This is a genomic window from Sphingobium indicum BiD32, from assembly GCF_000382885.1.
Classification (GTDB): Bacteria; Pseudomonadota; Alphaproteobacteria; order Sphingomonadales; family Sphingomonadaceae; genus Sphingobium; species Sphingobium japonicum_C.
This window is the reverse complement of record NZ_CAVK010000013.1, coordinates 49,647-64,940: the sequence shown is the minus strand read 5'-3', so window position 1 is coordinate 64,940 and position 15,294 is coordinate 49,647. Positions and strand designations below refer to the sequence as shown.

The following is a 15,294-nucleotide window of genomic DNA, read 5'->3' as shown; positions in this document are numbered from 1 at the left end:
CCCATGACTTTCGCGCGGCTCCCGCACAAATCCCGCCTCCTCGGACTTGCTGGCTTCCTCGCCCTGACCGCCGTCTCGGCCGCTCTTGCCCAGACCATCGCCCAAGATGTCGGGGGCCTCGACCTGAAGGCGATTAGGGCACGCGGAACCGAGGCCACGGCCGATGCGCAGCCCCTGGTCGATGCTGTTGCGGGCAAGGGCGAAGCCCACCGCGCCGAAGCCGAGCAACTGCGCGAGCACGGCATGGCGGTTGTCGCGAACATCAATCCTGCCGACTTGCCCAAAGGGCCGGACGGCGCAGTCGACTTCGATGAACTTCTGAGCGGGGCCGCCGCCAATACCAGGACGCCGATGGGCGAGGGGCCGATGTTCATGGTCTTCGCCAGCCTGTCGATGCCCGAGGCATCGCTCACCCGGCTGATTGCCGACACGACGAGGGCGGGCGGGGTGGTCGTCTTCCGCGGCTTTCCGGGGGGAAGCACCAAGGCCTTCGCCGAAGGGCTGAAGCGGGTGGTGACCAGCGAGGGCCAAGAGGCTCATTTGGCGATCGACCCGCGCTTGTTCCGCGCCTTCAAGGTCAGCGCCGCACCGACCTTCGTTGCCGCTGGCCGCGAATATGAGCTTTGCGACGGGCTCGACTGCACCAGCGCGACGCCCGATCATGACCGCATCACCGGAAACGTCACGGTCGAATACGCGCTCGAGACCTTCGCCAGCGGCCGGGGGCCCGGCGCCGGTGTTGCGCGCATTGCGCTCACCCAACTGACCAAGGGCCAGTGAGATGGATGGGCGGGGTTTGCGCAATCGTTGGCGAACCGGGGCCCTTCTTGCCGCCTCCTTCTTCACGATCGCGCTGCTCGCACCAACCGGTGCACACGCGCAGGTCTATATCCCGCCGCCCGACGACCTCATCGAGCCGCAACCCGCGCTTCCGCCCGCAATCGACCCCGGCGTTCCCCCGCCAGCACCCCCACCTCCTTCCGCGCCTGCTACCATGACCTGGGACGAAGCGAAGACGCAGGCCCGCGATCTCGGATCGGCGGTCCGGGGCGCCAGCCAGGGGATCACCAACGCGCCGGGCGCTGCCGGTCAGATTCCGGGCTATCAGGCGAACTATCCCGGGCTCACCCAGTATTACGACAATCCCGGCAACATGTATGCCGATGGCGCGACGGCAGGCTACAACAGCGATGCCTATCGCACCGCCAATTCTACCGCGCGGCCGACTGTTGATGTGAAGCGCAGCGACCTCTCGCGCGCCACCACAGTCACCGAGGATCCCAACGCCTACTTGTCCGGGATGAACGCCGACGGCTCGACGGGAAACTGTGTACCGCTTCCGCCAGGTTCCGGCACCGCTAACACGGCCGAATGGACCTGCAACGTCGGCTCCACGGTCGCCCTCCAGCCCAAGACCTGCACCCGCAGCCTGACCGTCGCGGCCTGGAACGAGACCGTCTATCAATATCTCTGCGTCACAGCCCCTGGCTTTCCGGGCTGCGCATCGCTCGCGGGCAATGCCCTCTGCCGTCAGACCGGCACGTTCCCCGTTCCGGAATACAGCCTGACGGTTGACTACTACGACTGTGATGGCTCGGTAACCGATCCCAATATCTACCTGATGGGTACTGTCGCCAAGCCGCCGCCACCCAATGCCTTTCAGGTCGTCAGCAATGTCTACCGCTGCAACAACGAAGGGATCACCGCCGCGCTGACGTTCGATCCGGTGACCGGCTTCCCGCTCCAATATGTGACGGGGCTCCAGCAGTGCGGTGCGCTCGCGAGCGAAGCCAGTTGCACCCGGACTAGCGCCAGCGCCGCAGGCCTGACCGACCGGCAGCTGTGCAAGACCTGGGACTTCATCGGCGATCCCTTCGGCGGCGGGGGCTACCTCGCTTGCGCCGAGCCGGCGGCACCCGAAGAGGTCTATACCTGCAGTTCCAATGTCGCCGGGATCGTCCCCGAAAGCTCGGTTGCGAAGTGGTTCACCGAAACCTGGACCGACAATGCCTGTTCGGTCGATCTCGGCAGCTGCACACTCGCCAGCGAGACCTGCACTGCGCCGGGCGAGACCCGGCTCATCGACGGCGTGCCGGTAACGCGGCCCTGCTGGGAGAGCACCAAGACCTATCAATGCCAAACCGTGATTGGCGGCGGCAACGACTGCGGCAAGCTCGAGAGGGCACCCGGCTGCACCTTCGACCACGAGACTTGCCTCGACGATCCGCCAAGCGGCGATGGCTCGTGCAAGGTAGCCGAGCGTGTCTACAAGTGCCCGATCCCGGGAAGCACCCAGCAGCCAGCACAGTACATCTGCGGCGGCGACGTCTACTGCGTCAATGGCGACTGCGAGCCGATCGTCCGCGAAGCATCCGACGAGTTCAAGGATGCGGTCGTGGCGCTGAACGCGCTCGGTCAGGCCAATTCCGAATTCGACGGGTCCACGCTGACCCTGTTCAAAGGCACGGCCGAAAGCTGCGCGCACAAGGTCTTTGGCCTTGCCAACTGCTGCTCAGGAAAAGGCGTCCCGCTCCTCGTTCCGCTGCTGTGCAGCCCCTCGGAAGTCCTGCTCGACCAGAAGGACGATGCCGGGCTCTGTCACAAGATCGGTACCTACTGCTCGTCGAGCTTCCTCGGCATCTGCCTCTCCAAACGCGACGTCTATTGCTGCTTCCAGTCGAAGATCAGCCGGATCCTCCAGGAACAGGGCCGCCCGCAGCTCGGCAAGAGCTGGGGGACGCCCAAGAAGCCCGTCTGCGACGGCTTCACCATCTTCGAGTTTCAGCAACTCGACCTTTCAGTGATGGATTTTTCCGAAATCTACGCGGAGTTCGTCGATGCGGCGAAGCTCCCCGACGAGGCCGCCACGCTCATCGAAATCCAGGCAAAGATCGAGGCCTATTATGCCGCGCACAAGCCCTGAAGTGGGCCCAATCCCTCGTGGCCAACCGGCCCGCGATTCTTCCGGGGGACGCGTTGTGGCGCTAAGCGAGGTCGGCTCCGCAGCCGACATGACCGTGCTCGAATTCTGCGCGTGTCTGGCGCTCGCCCGCCGCGGCAGCCTGACGGCGCGCGAGATCGCGGGCGAGGTCTCCACCTGGCTCGACAGGCCGGTGCGCTGCCGCATGCTGAACGGCCAGCTCAAGGCCATCGCAGCAAGGGGCTGGGCGCGCCTGGAGGCCGGGACCTACACGCTGAGCGAAACCGGAACCGAAGCGCTGCGCGGTTTCTACAGCGCGCTCGTGCGCATGCTCGATGGGGGCCGCCGGCTGCTCGATGTCGCTGTCTTCATGTCACTGATCAAGGAATTCGAGAGGAGCGGATCATGAACCACCGCCAATGCATTGCCCTGCTTGCTGCTTCCAGCCTGGCCTTTGCCGGAACCGCCCCGCTGCGCGCGTCGAACGGTGACGGCGTCGAGGTCCAGCAGTCCGAGGACGCGCTCTACTGCAAGGAGCGCAAGCTCGGCACCTGGTTCTACTGCGAAAAGCCCAAGCAAGAACCCCGCAAGGCTGCACCCGCGCAGCCGCCGGCGCGCGAGCGCCTCGCCGCGATCGGAACCCAGCTCGAGGAACTCAAGGCACGCGCAATCCTTGAGCCGAGCCCGGAGAACGTCACCGCCTATGTCCGCTACCAGCGCGAGCAGCTCGACCGATCGTCGATGTTTGCGGACGTCTGGCAGCGCGCTCTGTGGCAGGATCCGGGACTCGACTACACACTGCAACGCCCGGTCTCGACGCTCGGCAAGCGCGCGTGGATCGATGAGCGCAAGTCCGACCGCGACCGCGTCATGGCCAGTCTCTCGCAGCGCTACGGGGTGTTCTACTTCTTCGCCTCGAGCTGCGGGGCCTGCGATATTTTCTCGCCGATCCTCAAAGCGGTTTCGGACAAATACGGCCTTGCGGTACTCGCGGTCTCGACCGACGGCGGGCCTTCGGCGACCTTCCCCGGATACATGGTCGACAGCGGCCAATACGAGAAGCTGGGGCTCGGCACCGACCGTCAGGTGCCCGCGCTAGTCCTGTTCGATTCCGTCACCAAGCAGCCGATGCCGATCGGCTACGGGATCCTCAGCCAGGATGAAATCATGGACCGCGTCTTTCAGCTGACGCAGGTCAAGCCTGGGAGCGACTACTGATGCGCGCGCGCCAAATCACGGTCCACCTCCACCAGGTCTCGCGGCGCGCGCTTGGCGCCGTGGTCGGCGCCGCCGTGCTGCTCGCCTCGCCCAGTCCTGCCTCAGCCGGGGTCGAAGGCGAGATGCAGAGCTTCATGTCCGACATGGGAGTCCAGGCCAACGTTACTGGCCCGGGCGCCTACCAGGGCCAGTCGGCCGGTTACTATTCGATGGGTTCGGTGTGGTCGCGCTTTCCCCAGAAGAACATCCAGCCTTTCAACATCCAGTTGCCGCATGCGCGGGCCGGGTGCGGGGGCATCGACCTGTTCGCCGGGTCCTTCTCGTTCATCAATACAGCCGAGCTTGTCGCGATGCTCAAGGCCACCGCAAACAACGCACTCGGTTTCGCCTTCAAGCTCGCCATCGACACAATCTCGCCCGAGATCGGCAAGGTCATGGATGAGCTCGCGCAGAAGGTTCAGCAGATGAACCAGATGAACATCTCCTCTTGCGAGACCGCACAGGCTTTGGTCGGCGGGCTCTGGCCCACGAGCGATACGGCCAGTTCGGTCATCTGCGAGGCGATCGCCAACAGCCAGGGCGCAGTCTCCGACTGGGCCCGCGCGCGCCAGCAATGCAACAATGGCGGCCAGCGCGAAGCCCTGAAGGGCGCCAATTCCGACCCGGATATGAAGGAACAGGCCGGGATGCCCAACAACTACACCTGGGAGGCGCTGGGCAAGAAATACGGCGGGTTCGACACACAGTTCCGGGAGTTCCTGATGACGCTGGTCGGCACCGTGATCTACGATCCTGCCGGCAACGGCGGTAAGCCGCGGGTCCAGTTCATCGGCCCCGCCGATCCCGCGCTGATCAGCGCCATGCTCGATGGCACCTCGCAGGCACCGCACAAATACTGGAGCTGCGGCGGCGATGCGGCCAAGTGCATGGCGCCCAGCGAAACCGACATGGTCATCGGGCCTAATGCTGCGATCAAGGCGCGGGTGCGCACGCTGATCGAGAGCATGGCCCTGAAGGTGCGTGATCCGGGTGCCTCGCTAACCCCGGCAGAGATCCAGCTTCTGGGCATGGCGAGCGTGCCTGTCTACAAGATTATCACCGTGAGCGCGGCGGCCGAGTTTGGCATTTCAGCCCAGGAGATCAACGACCTCTCCGAAATCGTCGCGGTCGATCTCGTCACCACCATGACCATGCGGTTCATCGACATGGCGGTGAACGCGCGCTCGGACTTCAACGGTGCCGACGCGGACTCCCTGCGCGAATGGCGAGAGGGTCTCTACGAGACGCGGCGCAATTTCCTCGGGATCGCGGCGCGCACCTCGCAGCGCTTTGACCAGACTTTCGCGCTCATCCAGCGCACCCAGATGCTGGAAAAGACCCTCCGCACCCAGCTTTCTCCGCAAATGTCGGCCGCGCTTCGCTTCTCGCGAACGCTCGGCAGCCAGGTCCAGTAGGAGCGCCTCGGCCATGCTCGAGGTTTTCACGGTCGGGGGCGGCGACTACCTCGTCAACACCTTCAACGCGATCGCCGCCTGGACCGGATCGGGTGGGTTCAAGGCGCTGATCCGCGTCTGCATGGTGATGGGGCTGATCTACGCGCTCCTCATCACCGCCATGGACCTCGACTGGCAGGCGTGGTTTCGCTGGTTCGTCCAGTCGACGCTGATCTACCTCGTGCTGATGGTCCCGACCGTGACAGTCAAGGTCACCGACCGCGTCAATCCGGGCCTCGCGCCCGCCACCGTTGCCAACGTGCCGATCGGGCTTGCCGCAATGGCCTCGTTCACCAGCCAGATCAGCGACTACCTGACCCGCACCGCCGAGACGGTCTTCGTCATGCCCGCTGCGCTGGGCTACTCGACCGGGGGCTTCGTCTATGGTGCGCGGATGTGGGACAAGGTTCGCGGCTTCGAAATCCGTGATCCCGTCTTCAAGGCCAATCTCGACGGCTACCTCAAGCAGTGCGCCTATTACGACATTCTGCTGGGCACCAAGAGCCTCAAGCTTCTGAGCGAAGCGCCCGATCTCTGGGCTGAACTCGGGGTCAATGCCGCGACCAACCGCGGCATGAAGTATCTGACCGATACGGGTGCGGGCACGGTCGATATCGAGGGCAAGACCTGTGCGCAGGCCTGGACCTTGATCAACAACCAGTGGGATGCACAGATCAACGCCTATGCGCTGCCGTTCGCGCACTCGATGTATCCCAAGCTCACCAAAGCCGCCGCTGGCGCGAAGCTTGCCGCCGACGTGCCTGTCGTTTCGCAGCTGCTCACCGGCACGGCGATGACCCGGAACCAGTTCTTCAAGCAGAAGAGCATGGTCGATGCCTTCGAAGCCGCACAACTTGATTTCGGCAATGCCGACGCCGACTCCTTCGCGCTTCAGCGCGCGGACACTCAGACCCGCAACGCCATGACGACCGCGGCCGAGCAGGGCCTTATCTGGATTCCAGTGCTCGGCGTGGTCCTTACCGTCGTTTTCTACGCGCTCTTTCCGATCGTCTTCCCGCTGTTGCTGTTCCCGCGCAGCGGCATCGCGACATTGAAGGGCTACTTCTCGGGCTTCTTCTATCTCTCGGCCTGGGGACCGATCTACGTCCTCATTCACTCTTTCATCATGGATCGCTTGGCGAGCCAGACCAATGCGGTTTCGGCGGGAAGCGTAAGCCTTGCCAACTGGGCGGGGATTGACGCGGTGAACCAGGACGTCGCCACCATGGCGGGGTTCTTGATGATGTCGGTGCCGGTCCTGGCGCTGATGGTCATGCGCGGGACGATGTCGGTGGCGAACAACCTGGGTTCGATGCTCGCTCCGGTCCAGGCCGGTTCGGACGCCGCGGCGCTCGAGCGGACCACCGGCAACTACGCTTATGGCGATGTCAGCTACGGCAATCTCAACGCCGAAAACCGGCAGATGTCGCAATGGAACATGGCGCCCAACCTCCTGTCAGGTGCCGGGCATGCGGGTTTCCGCGAGGCGGACGGGCGCATGTTCAACGAATATGGCTCAGGCCATTCGGTCATCGATACCAATGCCGCAATGTCGCAGCTACCGTTCAAGCCGACCATGACCCGTGGCTATGCGACTGATCTCAGGTCGCAGGGGCAGTGGTACCTTAGCGAAGCAGACAAGATCGAGAACGGCACATCGACCAGCTGGACCAGTTCGAAGGGCCAGTTCGGCAGCGCTGTTACTGCATCCAGCGACGTTTCTGGCGCGCGGCGCGAAAGCGGCTCGCGGGCTTCCGACACCCACAATGTCGGTGGCAACGTGGTGGTTGAGGGGGCTAAGGGCAGTTCGACGCGAGAGGTCACCAACAATGATCTGATCCTGCGGGAAGGCAATTCGAGGTCTTCTGGCGACTTTGCGAGCCGGACCTTCGGTTCGTCCGCAAGCCTGACTGGCTCCGGAACTCTGGGCACTCCGGGCAAGGATATTGCTGGCAGCGGCCTATCCGCGACCCTCCAAGGCTCGATTTTCGGCCGGAAGGAAGTTGGCGACGACGCACGGGCAGGCACAGAACGTTCGGCCACCAATCAGACCACACGCGGCACAGACAAGTCGGAAGAGACCAGCGATCGGGTGGTCGTCAGCGGTTCGAGCGGCGATATCCAGTCGTCGGGAACCTACAGCCAGAGCTCGGATTATTCCGATCATAGCCATTCGCGGACCAATACAGAAGGTAATGACTGGCGAGTTGCAGAAGCGGAAGAACGCCGTGCTGCCGCCGCCCGCTATCGAGAGATCGGCACTCGGATGATGTCCGAGGCAAGTTATGCCGAAAGCCATGGCTTCCAGATTTCGAGCGACATGTCGAACCTCATCCAGGATCGCTACGAGACGCTGCAGCGTGATCATCCCGAATGGCACCTGCCGGACATCTCGAACCCACGGCTCGACTATCGCGACCTCACCCGCCGTGACCAGGCCATCACCTACATCATGGATGACCTGATGGGCGACCTAAGGGCGCACCGGATCAACGAGCTGACTGACGTCTCCGACATTTCTGGCACAGGTTCGCTGGGCACCAACGCCGGTCTGGGCATGCCACAAGCGCCATCACTACCGCAGGTTGCGCGCGCCGATAGGCTCGTGCCGTCACCGCTTGAGGGAGGAACCTTGCTCGCCATCCCCGAAGGCCCAGTCGATGGGGCGGCCTATGCACGCGATCTTGGCATGACGGTCAAACCTGGCGCTCGGCTCAGCCGTATGGATGGTGGGTTGGTGCCTGCGCTGGGCGTGGTCGCGGACGAGGCGCGCGCACTTGGTCTGCCGGCGCCGGTAGTCACCTCAGGCAACGACAGCACCCAGCATATGGCGGGATCCGCGCACTACGCCGACCGTGCGCTCGACTTCAGAGGCAACAACATCTCGGATGAACAGGGGGAGCGCTGGGCAAAGCAGGTTCGAGACCGTCTGGGCGAGGGCTATGCTGTCCAGTTCGAGCGTTTCCCCGACAAACCAGAACGTGATCACCTGCATGTCGCCCGGAGGCGAACCTAAGCCTTCAGCCGAGCAGGTGCGTCTGCCATGCGAAGAAGCCAATGAACGCGAGCATCAGACCTGCGAGAATTACCCTGAGATGCGGGATTCCGGTGCTACTTTTTCCGCGGACCCGTGGGAAAGAGATACCCGTGACGGGATCGCAGTCAGCGCCGCGACACGAGAGCGGCATTCCATCCAGTCCGTAACGATCATGGTCCATCGAGGGTCTCCTCGCCCCGGCCATGATTACCCCAATCGGACTGAATTTTCAATCATGTGCCAGGAACAAGTCGAGCCCCCGCGTAATGTCCGCACCCTCTCCCCTCGCAGCGCCGATGCGCTGAAATCCTAGGTTGAAGTGCCCGGATAACTCTCGATCCGCGCTGCCCCTGCGCGGCGGATCTGCATCGCCGCCTCCTCAACATGAAACGACACGGCGTCCCGCGCACGCAGGGTATCCCCGGCCTTCATGTAGGCGACCAGGCGGTCATGCTCGATCAACGAGCTTCGCGCCTCGTCGAGCTGGAAGTAGTTCGCTCCTGCAATCCAGACCGCGGGCGGGATTGCCTTGGCATAAGTGGCAAGGGCCACCCGGTTGCCGCTGAGGCGGACAAGTTCGAGATGCCATTGGTAATCGAGAAAGGCGCCTTGCAGCAGGTTGTCCGCCTGCGTCTCGTAGGATTTGAGCGCCGCGTTGATGTCTTCGAGGTAAGCAAAATCGACCTTGCCCTGCAGTGCAGCCACCTGAGCCGCAGCCAGGGCCTGGATAGATCCGGCAAGCGCCAGATGCTCGACGATGCGCTCGATGGTCCAGTCGACGATTGTGAAGCGGCCGTGATCGCGGCCAACAAGGCCGAGATCGATGAGCTCTTGCGCGAAGCGCAGCGCATCGCCTTCAGTAAGATCTTGAAAGCCGGGCAGTTCGCCGGGATTGTCATAGCGCTGCCGCTTTCGCGGCTCTCGAAGCAAAGCGAAGACAACCTGCGCCGGGCAGGCAATCGTTCGCAGGATTGGCAACTTTGCTTTCGCCACCGATGCCTCAAATTGCACTCTAACGACGCAATCCGGATAATCCGAACCACGCGGATTCGGAAATCAAATCGATCTTGTGCTAGGTTGCCTGCAATGATGCGGCGGGCAAGAACCCGTCCACAAGGGAGGTCGGTTGACCAGAGCACAGTCTCTTTCTGAACTCATGTTCCTCGAAATCAGATTCGGGGTCCTGTCCGCGCGCTATTTGCCCGGGCAGGTGATTTCCAAGGCCGACGTGGCCGACGTCTATGCTTGCCGCCCGGCCGCAGTGGCTGAAGTGCTCAATGCGCTGACCCATGAAGGCTACCTTACCCGTCAGGGGCGCAGCGAATTTGCGGTGCGCACCTGGGGCCGTGAAGAGATCGAGGATCTCTTCGAGATGCGCGCCAATTTCGAGGGGCTCGCCGCATTCCGAGCGGCAGAACGCGCAACCGCCGCAGAAATATCGCTGCTGGACGCGCTGGCATTGGAGGCCCGCGAAGCATCGCCGGGCGATCCCGACGCGCTTGAACGCGTGGTGCTCGAGAACCTTCGCTTCCATATTGAAGTGATGCGGATGTCCCGCATTACGCTGATGCCCGATATGGCGCGCATGGTGCTGCCCAACGCGCTTCATCGCCGGATTGCCTGGTCGCAGCGGGCCGACGATGCCGAACAGTCCTTCCGAATGCACCAGAAGATTGCGGCTGCCATTGGCGAACGCTCGGCCTCGATGGCGCGGCTATTGATGCGCGAAGACATTTATTCCTCGCGCGAGAGCGTGCTTGGCGCGCTTGCGGCCCTGGCGGTTGTGGAGGCAGCCGATGTGGCGACGATCGTCCGGTTCGCGCCGACCTTTGAACTGGACGGGAGGGTCTACGCGCATGGGACGCGTGAAGCCGGCGCGGACGGCCGGGTCATCCCGTTCGGCGTGCCGGCGGGCAATCTCAGGTAGGCTGGGGGGGTTGCGCGGCGTCACCGCGCTCGTCCAGCAGGTTTGCCCGATCGGCTTGCAACTGCTCCAACACGCCGAGCATCATTGCTGAAGCCTGATGAAGACCGGATGCGGTGAGCACGTTCAGGAAGTCCTGGGCGTCGGCAGCGATCAGGTCGAGCGTACTTCGATCGATCAGCAGTCGCTGCATTCGCATCTAGGCGCCCCCGAAGCCCATTATCACGCAAACGATTGTTCAATCGCAGGAATCTGTCAATATTTCACCAGGTTAAATTTGCCGAATAATGCCTCTGAAATGGTGCGAGTTAGGTAGGTGCCCGGATCGAGATGTCGTTTGACTGCGTGAAATCAATCTGGCCGCCTCAGTGTTGTAATGCCCGGCCTAACTTGAAGCGTTCAATAAGCTGGTAAGGACGGCCAAACTTTGCCAACCCAATTTCATCACTCACCGGCCAGCGGCGTCCAGAATTCGACATCGATCCTGTCGGGCTGAACGATCTTGCCGCGCACATTCACCTTTCCATCAAGGCGATCAGGCACCGGTTCTTCACCGAAATGCAGTCGCCAGGCTACGCCTTCAGCGTCGCGAAGGATCGGCCCGCGAGGACCGGCCTCGAGCGTTCCGATGATCGTGTTGGCTGTAAGGCGGACAGGGCGGTTCATAGGCAAGACTGGTTCGCGGGTGATGGGGGCATTGCAGGAAGCGATTCCAAGCAAGGACGTCTCTAGCAGCAGACGAGGCAAAATCCCAACGACAGCTTCCTGCCAACGCGCACTCCCGGTGTCAGATGTAGAAATGCAAGGAATGCAGCCGGGAAAGCGGCGCGGTCCGGTGGGAGGTGGCCCGAACCGCGCCGCACCCCATCAGGCGTAGATCGCGCGGTCGGTGCACTCGGGGCAGTCGGCCTCGCGCTCTTCGCTGACGGAATGGTGATGTGCCTCGGCGCTCTTCTCGGGGCAGTCCGAGCATAGGCCGCTGGCTTCATTCTGGGCGGCCGCCGCCCGTTGCTTGGCTTCGCGCTTGCGGGCCTCGAGCGTCTCGCGCAGCTGGCTGAGACCTTGCCGGACCTGCTCGGACATCACCTGGTGATCGGCGGTTCGCTGGGCAGCAACGTGGGCAGTCGGCCCTGAGGGCCGCGCTTCCGAGGCCAAGGCAGGGGTGGCCGCGGCGGCGAGCATGGCTCCTATCAGGCAGAGATATCGCTTCATCTTCAGGCTCCTTGGGTTTTAGAAAAAGCCGGTTCGGCGACCGAACGAGAGGTCGGCGTTCGAAGAATCCCCGAGCGCCGACCGGCGCACGCTCAGGGTGACACCCCGCTTTCCGCGGTCGCGGAAGTGGAGATCGGTGGGATCGATGTTGTTGCGTTCGGCCCAGTCCTGCGCATCGCGCTCGCTGGCAAAGTCGCCGATTTCATCATGCTCATAGGCCATGATCAGTCTCCAGATTGCGGTGCTGGGCGGTGAGGGGGGCCGCCCTTGGCAAGGCAGGCGACGACGCTCGCCGCCAGGGCCACTGCGACCATCGCCGCGATCGCCAGGCCCCGCACGGCAGGCTCGGGCAGGACGACAACGAGGACCGCGAGCCAGACCAGCGTCGAATGCGCGCGGTCGAACACGCGCGCTGCGGCTTCGGCCGAAACGGTGAACCGCGCCCTCACAGGTCGAGCCCCAGCGATTTTTCAGGGACGGGGAGCTGGCGCACCGGCGTTTGGGGCGCAGGCCCCAGTACTGCATCGAGCTTGGCCTTGAGCTCCGGGCTCATGCGGAGTTCGGGGACCTGCCGACTATCGATCGGATTGGAATGGCGCGGCTCGACCTCGACCTTGCCGGTGACTTCAAGCGCGGACGTCTTGTTGCCGGGGGTGCGGTCAAGCTGCTGCTTGAGGGACTCGAGGTTGTTGGTAACGACCACCATGTCGTCGGTCGCGCGCGTATTGAGGACGTTCTGGGTCCGCTGGGTCGCGAGATTGCGCTGCGCGGACGAGATCACCTCGATCGCCTCCGGCTTGGTCATCCCCTGCGCCATATGGGCATTGAGCGCATAACCGAGGTCGAGGCGGCGCAGCATCGGGTCGCCGGGCGCGAGGACCAGTTGCCGCTTGTCGGCCAGCTCGACACGGATTCCTTCGGCGCGAGCCTCGAGCACCGTGGCATAGGTCGATTTGGCAATGTCTCGGCCTGCGTCCTTGTCGCGCCAGAACACCGTCTCGCCGTCGTGGATCCTGATCTGCCTCTGCTCGTAGAGCCCGAGCCGGTCGAAGCGGTGGTCGGGGTTGATGCGGCCCGGATCGATGGCCTTTCGCTTGCCATCGCGCTCGAGCACGACCTTGCCGTCCTTGCGCACTTCACTGACCTGATACTCGCCGCGCCTGAGGCCAATCTCGCGCACATCCATCCGCGCCTCGAGCACCTGGCCGACCCGGTAGGTCGAGGCGAAACGCAGTTCTTCGCGCGTCGCGTTCGCGCTTTGCAGCGTCGTAAGCGCAACGCCGGCACCAGTGAGCGTGCCCTCCTTCAGGAGCCCCGCCTGCACCCGTGCGTTGATCTCGGCGCGGTCGTCGCGCCCGGCGGTAAAGATCGCGGTCACCTCGCGCTTCTCAGGGCTTAGCGACAGCCACAGCTCGGCGGCGCGGGCGACGTGGTCGGGGCCGGCCTCGATCACGCGTTCGTGCGCGGCGAGGAGTTCGAGCGCGAGGCCGGCATGGCCCTCGTTCGAGAGCCCGGCGACAGCGAGAAGCAGCGGGGAGTTCTTCTGCCGGATGTTCTCGTCCATCCGCACAGTCGCCTGGCCTGAAGCCTGCGAGACCGCGAACATCTTGCCTTGCTCGATCGCCGACAACTGCTGGCGGTCGCCCATGAACGGCGCCTTGGCGACGCCGAGTTGTTCGGCGAGCGTGGTCAGGCGTAGCATATCACGCGAGGAGACCATGGAGCTCTCGTCAGTGATGATGACGGTATTGGCTAAAGCCGTCTTGGCCGCCTCGAACCGTTCGCCCGAACCGGCTGCAGCAGCCGATGCATAGGTGCTGAGGAACCTGGCGATCGTGTAAGCCTCGATTCCCGCCTCACGCATCTGGTCGGCCGACATGCCCTGGCCGCCCCTGCCGCGCAGGTCGGCAACCATCTTGTTCTGAAAGGCAAGGCCGACGAGCTTGACGCCTTCGTCACCCAGCACCTTGTCGAGCGCTCCGAGCAGGGTGGATTTGCCCGCACCCGCGACGCCCTGGATGTTGAGGAAGCGGTCGCCTCCGGAGAGGATAGCTACGCCCGCGGCCAACTGGCCTTCGTTGAGCTGCCAGCTATCGACCCCGGCGCGGGTCTGCCCAAGTTCGCGCGCAGCCTCCTGCAGCCGGGCCATCGCCGTCTCGGGCGGCATGAAAACCCGGCCCTCGCCGTGCCCCCGGTCGATCGTGTCGAGGATCTTCTGTTCCATCGCCAATGCGGCCGGCGTGGTCACGAGGTCGAAGTGACCGTCGAGCCGGTCCGATTTGCCGGGGATCAGGTGGCCATCGCGCATGAGTTCGCCGATCCGCTGAATCACTGCGCCCCCTTCGAGTCCCTTGATCTGGAACCCGAGCGCGCTCGCCAGGATCGCCTGCGGCGAGAAAGCGGCTTCGCGCTCGGAAAGGTGACGGATGGCCGATGCGGTGGCGTGCTGGGCCTTGATCGTTTCGGCAGGCATGAAAAGGGCTGCCGCCCCGCTCACCGCGAGCGGGCTTGGGGTGCGCAGCGCCGCGTTGATGCGGGTGGCAATCTCGCCGAATGCGGCTGTGGCTGTTTCGCGGAACGTGGGCCGGGCCTGTACCTCAGCCCGTGCCTTGGCTTCGGCCACCAGATCCTTGCCATCGAACGCAAGGGCGGCGGCGCGCTGCTGCCAGCCTTCGACTAACGCGCCGCGATCTTCGGGCGCTAGTTTCGGATCGCGGGTATAGAGCGTTATCTGCTTCTTGGTCGCAAGGCTGGTGGCGCCGGTTTCGGCAATCTTGGCCTCGATTTCGTTGGCCCGGGTCGAGAATGCCTTGATGACTTCAGCGGGGACGCCTTTGATCTCGAACGAGCCGTGCTTGCCGGCAGCTTCAGTCTCGTAGCCAAGCTTCTGCAATTGGGCACGGAAAGCAGCATGGTAGAACTGTCCGATAGTGGTGTTGTTCTTCCAGATCTCGCCGTTCCACAGCGCCTTCCACGTCCCTTTGGGATCGCGGGTCAGGTTGGCGACCACAGCATGGATGTGCCCCTGCGGATCGAGCGCGCGGCTCGTATCATGGGCGAACAGGGCATAGACGAGATTGCCGGTCTTCTGGGGTTCGCCGCTGCGGCTGCGCTCGTAGTTGCGGCTCTCGGCGAATTGCTTCTCGACAAGCTGCGACATGGTCGATTTGACGGCAGCAAGATGCGCATCGAGGATCCGTCGGTCACCGCTGACAAGTGCCAGGATCGAAGCGGACTTGGGCATCGAAAAGGTGAGATCGAGACCCAGGCGTCGCCCTTCGACCTGTCCAACCGTCTCACCATCGGGCAGGCGCCCATTGAGGATGCTCTCGAACTGATCCCGCTCGACCTGACCCTCAAGTCCGAGTGCGCGCGCACCCTCTCCGCCCCAGACCCCAGCTTCCGCGTTTTCCTCAGGCGTATAGTAGTTGTCGCTCGCGAAATAGTCGGCTGCGCCGCTCGACGACCGGACGGATGCGATGGAATGCAT

Annotated in this window: 15 protein-coding genes; 7 read left to right on the top strand and 8 right to left on the bottom strand. The window is 63.7% G+C overall.

Features of this window, described 5'->3' with window-relative positions; genetic code table 11:
- The first annotated feature begins 3 nt into the window (after nt 1–3).
- The 6 genes from trbC (at nt 4) to EBBID32_RS01475 (ending at nt 8,647) form a co-directional block, all read left to right on the top strand.
- Nucleotides 4–780, top strand: a complete 777-nt coding sequence (gene trbC / locus EBBID32_RS01500) for a type-F conjugative transfer system pilin assembly protein TrbC (RefSeq protein ID WP_006949467.1) — start codon at nt 4–6, stop codon at nt 778–780.
- Nucleotide 781: 1 nt separating this feature from the next.
- Nucleotides 782–2,923, top strand: a complete 2,142-nt coding sequence (gene traN, locus EBBID32_RS01495; RefSeq protein ID WP_037488134.1) for a conjugal transfer protein TraN — start codon at nt 782–784, stop codon at nt 2,921–2,923.
- A gap of 88 nt (nt 2,924–3,011) precedes the next feature.
- Nucleotides 3,012–3,329, top strand: coding sequence for a hypothetical protein (locus EBBID32_RS01490; protein ID WP_231382075.1), 318 nt, complete (start codon nt 3,012–3,014; stop codon nt 3,327–3,329).
- Entirely contained in the window at nt 3,326–4,138 is an 813-nt protein-coding gene (locus EBBID32_RS01485; protein ID WP_006949460.1) for a thioredoxin family protein, read from the top strand. The genes EBBID32_RS01490 and EBBID32_RS01485 overlap by 4 nt, the downstream gene beginning before the upstream one ends.
- Nucleotides 4,138–5,592, top strand: a complete 1,455-nt coding sequence (locus tag EBBID32_RS01480) for a conjugal transfer protein TraH (RefSeq protein WP_006949458.1) — start codon at nt 4,138–4,140, stop codon at nt 5,590–5,592. Before EBBID32_RS01485 ends, EBBID32_RS01480 begins: the two co-directional genes overlap by 1 nt.
- A 13-nt stretch (nt 5,593–5,605) precedes the next feature.
- Entirely contained in the window at nt 5,606–8,647 is a 3,042-nt protein-coding gene (locus tag EBBID32_RS01475) for a conjugal transfer protein TraG N-terminal domain-containing protein (RefSeq protein ID WP_006949455.1), read from the top strand.
- Nucleotides 8,648–8,651: 4 nt separating this feature from the next.
- Here EBBID32_RS01475 and EBBID32_RS01470 read toward each other — a convergent pair whose 3' ends face one another.
- The gene (locus tag EBBID32_RS01470; RefSeq protein ID WP_231382074.1) at nt 8,652–8,849 is read right to left on the bottom strand and encodes a hypothetical protein; all 198 of its coding nucleotides are present in this window, start codon (nt 8,847–8,849) and stop codon (nt 8,652–8,654) included.
- Nucleotides 8,850–8,977: 128 nt separating this feature from the next.
- Nucleotides 8,978–9,661, bottom strand: a complete 684-nt coding sequence (locus tag EBBID32_RS01465; RefSeq protein WP_231382073.1) for an FCD domain-containing protein — start codon at nt 9,659–9,661, stop codon at nt 8,978–8,980.
- Nucleotides 9,662–9,824: 163 nt separating this feature from the next.
- Between EBBID32_RS01465 and EBBID32_RS01460 the strand changes: the two genes are divergently transcribed.
- Nucleotides 9,825–10,595: a GntR family transcriptional regulator gene (locus tag EBBID32_RS01460; RefSeq protein WP_006949452.1), complete on the top strand. Its 771-nt coding sequence runs from the start codon at nt 9,825–9,827 to the stop codon at nt 10,593–10,595.
- On the opposite strand, the gene EBBID32_RS01455 is transcribed toward EBBID32_RS01460, so the two are convergent.
- From EBBID32_RS01455 to mobF, 6 genes are all read right to left on the bottom strand, one after another.
- Nucleotides 10,588–10,785 (bottom strand): hypothetical protein, encoded by a 198-nt coding sequence (locus tag EBBID32_RS01455; protein ID WP_006949451.1) that lies wholly within the window; start codon nt 10,783–10,785, stop codon nt 10,588–10,590. The two genes, EBBID32_RS01460 and EBBID32_RS01455, sit on opposite strands and share 8 nt — an antisense overlap.
- Before the next feature lie 251 nt (nt 10,786–11,036).
- The gene (locus EBBID32_RS01450) at nt 11,037–11,258 is read right to left on the bottom strand and encodes a DUF5818 domain-containing protein (RefSeq protein WP_006949450.1); all 222 of its coding nucleotides are present in this window, start codon (nt 11,256–11,258) and stop codon (nt 11,037–11,039) included.
- Between the two features lie 201 nt (nt 11,259–11,459).
- Nucleotides 11,460–11,804 (bottom strand): hypothetical protein, encoded by a 345-nt coding sequence (locus EBBID32_RS01445; RefSeq protein ID WP_037488129.1) that lies wholly within the window; start codon nt 11,802–11,804, stop codon nt 11,460–11,462.
- Between the two features lie 18 nt (nt 11,805–11,822).
- Nucleotides 11,823–12,026, bottom strand: a complete 204-nt coding sequence (locus EBBID32_RS01440) for a hypothetical protein (protein WP_006949446.1) — start codon at nt 12,024–12,026, stop codon at nt 11,823–11,825.
- A 2-nt stretch (nt 12,027–12,028) separates the two neighbouring features.
- Nucleotides 12,029–12,253 carry a hypothetical protein gene (locus EBBID32_RS01435; RefSeq protein WP_006949444.1) on the bottom strand — a complete coding sequence of 75 codons (225 nt, stop codon included), beginning with the start codon at nt 12,251–12,253 and terminating at the stop codon, nt 12,029–12,031.
- Complete coding sequence (gene mobF, locus EBBID32_RS01430; RefSeq protein WP_006949439.1) at nt 12,250–15,294, bottom strand: MobF family relaxase; 3,045 nt, start codon at nt 15,292–15,294, stop codon at nt 12,250–12,252. Before mobF ends, EBBID32_RS01435 begins: the two co-directional genes overlap by 4 nt.